At 41.8% G+C, this 6,123-nt stretch carries 5 protein-coding genes; all 5 read left to right on the top strand.

Annotation, left to right across the window (positions count from 1 at the left end):
* Positions 1-121 precede the first annotated feature (121 nt).
* The 5 genes from J2Z34_RS17315 to J2Z34_RS17295 all read left to right on the top strand — a co-directional run bounded on the left by J2Z34_RS17315 (position 122) and on the right by J2Z34_RS17295 (position 5,997).
* Positions 122-1,951 carry an alpha/beta hydrolase family protein gene (locus J2Z34_RS17315; RefSeq protein ID WP_209461126.1) on the top strand — a complete coding sequence of 610 codons (1,830 nt, stop codon included), beginning with the start codon at positions 122-124 and terminating at the stop codon, positions 1,949-1,951.
* A 532-nt stretch (positions 1,952-2,483) separates the two neighbouring features.
* Positions 2,484-2,888, top strand: coding sequence for a MerR family transcriptional regulator (locus tag J2Z34_RS17310; protein ID WP_209461125.1), 405 nt, complete (start codon positions 2,484-2,486; stop codon positions 2,886-2,888).
* Positions 2,889-3,011: 123 nt separating this feature from the next.
* On the top strand, positions 3,012-3,806 hold the full coding sequence (locus J2Z34_RS17305; RefSeq protein WP_342453228.1) for a DUF3737 family protein: 795 nt from the start codon (positions 3,012-3,014) through the stop codon (positions 3,804-3,806).
* Entirely contained in the window at positions 3,796-4,962 is a 1,167-nt protein-coding gene (locus J2Z34_RS17300; protein ID WP_209461124.1) for a MalY/PatB family protein, read from the top strand. Before J2Z34_RS17305 ends, J2Z34_RS17300 begins: the two co-directional genes overlap by 11 nt.
* A 15-nt stretch (positions 4,963-4,977) precedes the next feature.
* Positions 4,978-5,997, top strand: coding sequence for a DUF362 domain-containing protein (locus tag J2Z34_RS17295; protein ID WP_209461123.1), 1,020 nt, complete (start codon positions 4,978-4,980; stop codon positions 5,995-5,997).
* The last annotated feature ends 126 nt before the right edge of the window (positions 5,998-6,123 follow it).

The raw sequence follows: 6,123 nt of genomic DNA, 5'->3' as shown, positions 1-6,123 counted from the left end.
TGATGACGGCATGATAATCACTCCACTCGTATTGATGGTTTGATTATCTCAAAACACTTGTTTGGCTGCTATGTGCTGTACAATTTCCGCTTACGAAAGAATAATGAAAGAGAGGTTTAACATGACAAATCAACTATCATCAACAAGTGCGAGACGCAAAGGCGCTGTACGTTTTTTTGCAATATCACTGGCAATACTAATTATATCTTCGTTCTTTATTTGGGGATTTCAAACATCTTGGGGACAAGTACGTATTGAAAGATTAACGATTATGGGTTCGGGTGGAGCTAAAATCAGTACATTGATCTACATCCCAAAAAATGCAACCAAAGAATCACCTGCACCTGGCGTTGTGATCTATCATGGCAGATCGAACCAAGCGCATAGTAATGACACATGGAGTATGGAACTTGCAAGAAGAGGTATGGTCGTATTATCTCCGGACTTGTCTGGTGGCGGTGAATCTGATGTTACAGATAGGATACCACAAGCCATTGATGTTACAGCATATGCTCTTAATAATTTAGATATTATCAAAAAAGATAATTTGAATATTATTGGGTATTCTGCAGGATCTCACAATGTGTTGGTCAGTACAGGTGTTTTTGGACCGAAACTAAGATCCGCATTGGGCGTATTTGGTCCATTCATGGTTAAGTTGACAGGTAATTTGGATAAAATTGCAGGTTTCAAAACCAATTACGGTCTGATTAAGTCAACAGCTGACCAATATGATTATTTCTTTATAGGTGATCCTCAAGCAAACAATGCTGCTATATCAGCAGCGATTAACAAAGGTATACCTATGGAAAGCGGCAAAGATTACGTCTTTAACGAGCAGGGTAATTCAACAAGATATACTGAAGTTGGCGGTACATTACACCAAACCGGAAATATCAGTAGTGAAACAATTGCAGCAATACTTAATTTTGAAAGAACCTATTCAGAATTTCCAATTGATCTAGCTGATAATGACCAAGTGTGGAAATTGCAGCAACTGTTCTCAGGTATTGCTTCTATTAACATGCTGTTCTTATTGGCAGCAACTATCGGATTAATGCTGGAATTTAACTTCTTTAGCTCATTAACAAATGTAAGACCTGAAAAGAAAGCTCAAAGAGGAGCGAAAGCTTGGGCGACTGATATTCTATTTACATTTGTCATACCTGCAGCTATATTTGTACATGTATCAGCGTACGCAATGGCTTTCTTACCAAAGACAAAACTATTGTCATCAGCTGCACTTAACGGGATAATGGCTTGGCTCTTAGTTCTTGCTTTAATCGGCGGCACCCGATTAATAATAAAAACTTCATCCCGCAAAAAAGCTGGTGAAGTACTAGACCTTTCAGATTTTTCATTAGGTGCTGAAGGTGTTACCAAACTGAAGTTAGCCAATATTGGTAAAGCTATTCTTCTCGGTGTTGGGATTGTAACTTTCTTTGGATTAATTATGACAGTATTAGAAGTATACTTAGGTATTAACATCCAAGTGTGGAACTTGGCAACTTTCTTAAAGCCAAGTGGATATAGAGTGCTTACGTCAATTCCATATATGCTTATTATCTTCACAGTGATGTTTGTTGGAAACTTAAGTCAAAGAATACTTCCTTCAACAGGAAATGCGAAGAAAGACATGATCATTTCAGTTACCGTAAATGCAGTCCTTACAGCATCAGCATTATTTGTGCTATTACTAATACAATATGGCGGTAGTTTAGTAATTGGTACAGGTCAAACAATTATTCCGCAAATTGATGTTTATGGAACTGGTAAAGACACCAGCAGCGGGGCACTCGATTTCGCCTTTGGATATTGCTTTATGATGGGTGGAACAACAGCGGTTGTTACTTACATCTATAGAAAATACGGCAACATCTTAGCGCCAGTAGTTACTTGTGCAATATTTGCGGGTTTGTTTACTACGTTAGGTATGGCATTCGTTATCTAACCCTGGATAAGCGGACAGTCGGTATCTGACACGATTTTTCAAAAGATATTTCAAATCTTTTGAAAGACTTATATTGCTAATTTATCACAGATCTATTTCCGCATATTTCGTGAGGGTTCCAGTAAAGATGCGGAAGCGGTAATCTCAAATAACCCATACCCTGTAAATGATAATCTCCTCTTGCAGCAGACAGTTGAAATGATAAAACTGTCACTGCAGGGGGAGTTTTTCTATGGGGAGATAATCGAAGATCAATCATTCACTTAACTTCACACTCTGCTACTCAAAATCATGCTGGAGCCATAGTAGGTTCTCCTGACACTTCTTAAGTATCAGACGGTACATACATCTCTAATAGGACAGGTTCTGTTCGATCATATTCTTTATACACTTTCTAATTGCAGTAATTATAGATACGAAAGTTTTGGGTGTCATAATTTTCAAATTATGGTATTGACTTAGAGTTAACTTCACCCCTTATCATTAGGGAGTAATTACAAGATTAGAGTAAAAAAAGAATCAGGAGTGCTATATGACATATACCATAAGCCAGGCTGCAGAAAAGATGGGAGTTACAGTTACAACTTTACGTTACTACGATAAGGAAGGTCTTTTGCCATTTGTTGAGAAGAAGCAGGCTGGTACAAGAGTCTTCAAAGAGGCAGATATCAACGGTCTGAATATAATTACCTGCATGAAAAATTCGGGGATGCCAATTAAGGACATCAAAAGATATATGGACTTATGCCGAGAAGGTGACAGCACACTTAAGGAGCGACTGGAGATTTTCTTTCAAAGAAGAGATGTTGTTGAAAAACAGATAGAGGAGTTTGGTAAGGTCCTTGAAACCATCAATCATAAGATCAGGTACTATGAGACAGCTATTATAGCTGGAACAGATGTGATCCATAATCAAAATCAGGACACGGGTAAGTAGATGGATGCAGAAAGTTACATAGAGAATGATTTTCTGCAGGGTGAGATCCAGGGAGGATAAGTTCATGAAGTTAATAAACAGGCAGATGCTGACAGGTGAAAGGGCACTTTTCAGAGCAAGGATCTGAAGATATCCTATTCGACCTTTGCGGATGGAGAGTCACCGCTTAAAGAAAGTAAAAATATAGATATTGACCACAGTTCATTCAAATGGAAGTATCCGCTATGGTACAGTAAAGACATTGTGGTAGATGAAAGCACGCTTTTTGAGATGGCACGGTCAGGAATTTGGTATACTGAAAATATTGCAGTATCAAATACTATCATTGAAGCGCCAAAGACTTTCAGGCGATCAAAGGGGATCAGACTGAAGAATGTGTCAATGTCAAATGCAGGGGAGACGCTATGGAAATGTGACCGTATAGTTCTCGAGAATGTCACAGCCAAAGGGGACTACTTTGGCATGAACAGCACGAATATCAAGGTTGACGGATTCCAGCTGTTTGGCAACTATGCCTTCGATGGAGGGTCAAACATAGAAATAAGAAATGCGAAGCTGCTCTCCAAGGATGCATTCTGGAACTGCGAGAATGTGACAGTCTATGATTCATATATATCAGGTGAGTACCTGGGTTGGAACTCAAGGAACCTTACCTTTGTGAACTGTACCATAGAAAGTCTGCAGGGCTTGTGCTATATCGAGAACCTTGTGATGAAGAACTGCATACTTCTGAATACGACACTTGCATTCGAGTATTCTACAGTCGATGCTGATATCATAGGGCGAATAGACAGCGTCATGAATCCATCAGGAGGCATTATCCGGGCAGATGGCATAGGGGAGCTTATCATTGATGAGACCAAAGTCGATTCCAGGAATACAAGGGTAATTACGGGAGAAATGAAACATGCGGTATGACTTTTCTTTAATGACTGACAGGCGCAATACGAATTCCATGAAATGGGATGTTGAGGATAGTGTCCTGCCGATGTGGGTTGCTGACATGGATTTCAGGACAGCCCCTGAAATCATAGAAGCAATTGAGGCCAAGGTACGAAAAGGAATCTTCGGCTACACGACAGTCCCTGATGAATGGTACAAGTCAATCGGCGACTGGTGGGAAAGAAGGCATAACTTCCAGATAGACAGGGACTGGCTGATTTTCTGTACTGGAGTTGTTCCAGCCATTTCAAGCGCAGTTAGGAAGTTGACTACGGTTGGTGAGAATATACTGGTTCAGACTCCGGTATACAACATATTCTTCAATTCGATCCTGAACAACGGCAGGAATGTGGTTGAGAGCAGGCTCATCTACGATGATGGGGAATACAGCATTGATTTTGCGGATCTGGAGGAAAAGCTTTCGGATCCACAGACAACGATGATGATTCTTTGCAATCCTCATAATCCGATTGGTAAGGTCTGGGATAGGGTAGTACTTGAAAGGATAGGTGAGCTCTGCAAGAAGCATGGCGTTATTGTAATCTCCGATGAGATCCATTGCGACCTTACGGAGAATGGGCATAGTTACATCCCATTCGCGTCCGTTTCAGGCGAATGTGCGGATATCAGCATTACCTGCATTGCGCCTACCAAGGCGTTCAATATCGCAGGCCTCCAGACTGCAGCAGTTGTAGTTCCAAATGCTATGCTCAGACACAGGATGAACAGGGCTTTGAATACTGACGAGGTAGCTGAGCCGAATGCGATTGCCATGGAAGCGACAATCGCAGCATTTTCAGAGGGTGAAGAATGGCTTGATGAACTCAGCACATATCTTTATGAAAACAGAAGGGTCGCAGCGGAATTCCTGGAGTCTGAATTACCGGAGCTGCATCTAGTCACAGCACATGCCACATACCTACTTTGGGTTGACGTAAGATGCATCACCATGGATACAGAAGGTCTGTGCAGGCATCTACGGGAAGTAGCAGGAATATATGTCTCTGCAGGGGATGCCTACGGGGAGTCGGGGAAAGGCTTCATCAGGATCAATGCTGCCTGTCCGAGAGAGCGTTTAATGGATGGACTTGAGAGGCTGAGGAAAGGTATCGAAAAATACAAAAATTTGTAGGGTGAAGGTGTTAAAATGAGCAAAGTATACTTTATCGAGAACGTGAAATCTGATTATGACCAGTTAGGGAAAGATGCACTGTTGCTGCTGAAGAAGGTAGTAGCAGAAACCGGCCACAGGTTTGACAAGGAAGTCCCGATTAAGGTTCATTTCGGAGAGAAGGGGAATAAGACATTTATTCCAGCAGCTTGTTATGATGAGACCATAAACTACCTGAAGGAAAAAGGCGTATCACCATCCTATATCGAAACGAATGTCCTTTACAGGGGTTCAAGGACCACGACAGAGGTCCATCTTGAGACTGCAAAGGCTCATGGCTTCAATCAGATACCTATCATAATAGCTGATGGGGACATCGGTACCGAGTATAATGAGATTGAAATCGGCAAGGAATACCTGAAGAGCTGTAAAATCGGCAAGGCATATGGGAATTATGGTCAGTTTATTGTGATGAGTCATTTCAAGGGACATATCGAGGCTGGATTCGGAGGGGCTCTCAAGCAGCTTGCCATGGGATTTGCGGCAAGAGGCGGAAAGCTTGAGCAGCATTCTGGAATATCACCTGTAGTTAAGGCGGAGAAGTGCGTATCCTGCGGCATTTGCGTGAACAAGTGCAACTATGGTGCAATTGAAATCATGGACTTTGCTGTGATTGACAGCAGTAAATGCATCGGCTGTGCTGGATGTATCGCTGTATGTCCTACCGGTGCGATAAGAAATACATGGACTGGCTCTCACTTTTTAGAGAAGCTTTCAGAGTATGCATATGGGGCATCCAAGGACAAGGACAACATCTACATAGCCTTCGTGCATAATATCACCCAGGAATGCGATTGTGCAGGAATGCACATGGAGCCAATAACCGGAAATATAGGAGTCCTAGCATCAAAGGATCCAGTCGCTTTGGATACTGCTTGCCTGGAGCTTGTACAGAAAAACAGCGGTGAACTGCTCTTCGACAAAGGCAGAACATCACTCAGGCATGCCGAGAAAATCGGATTGGGAACAATGGATTACGAGCTGATTCAGATCTGATTCTGATTGCAAAGATATCATGTCTGTGTAACGGTGTTTGTCAAGGTAGTTGTCGCAAAATCTTATCGTCAGTTTTGATCGGATTCAGCCAAACCTCAGTTGGAACTTCCATCTTCCTGATTTGTC

The sequence above is a fragment of the Youngiibacter multivorans genome (assembly GCF_017873395.1).
Classification (GTDB): domain Bacteria; phylum Bacillota; class Clostridia; order Clostridiales; family Clostridiaceae; genus Youngiibacter; species Youngiibacter multivorans.
Note: the sequence above shows the minus strand (reverse complement) of the source record. Positions and strands in the feature narration are given on the sequence as shown.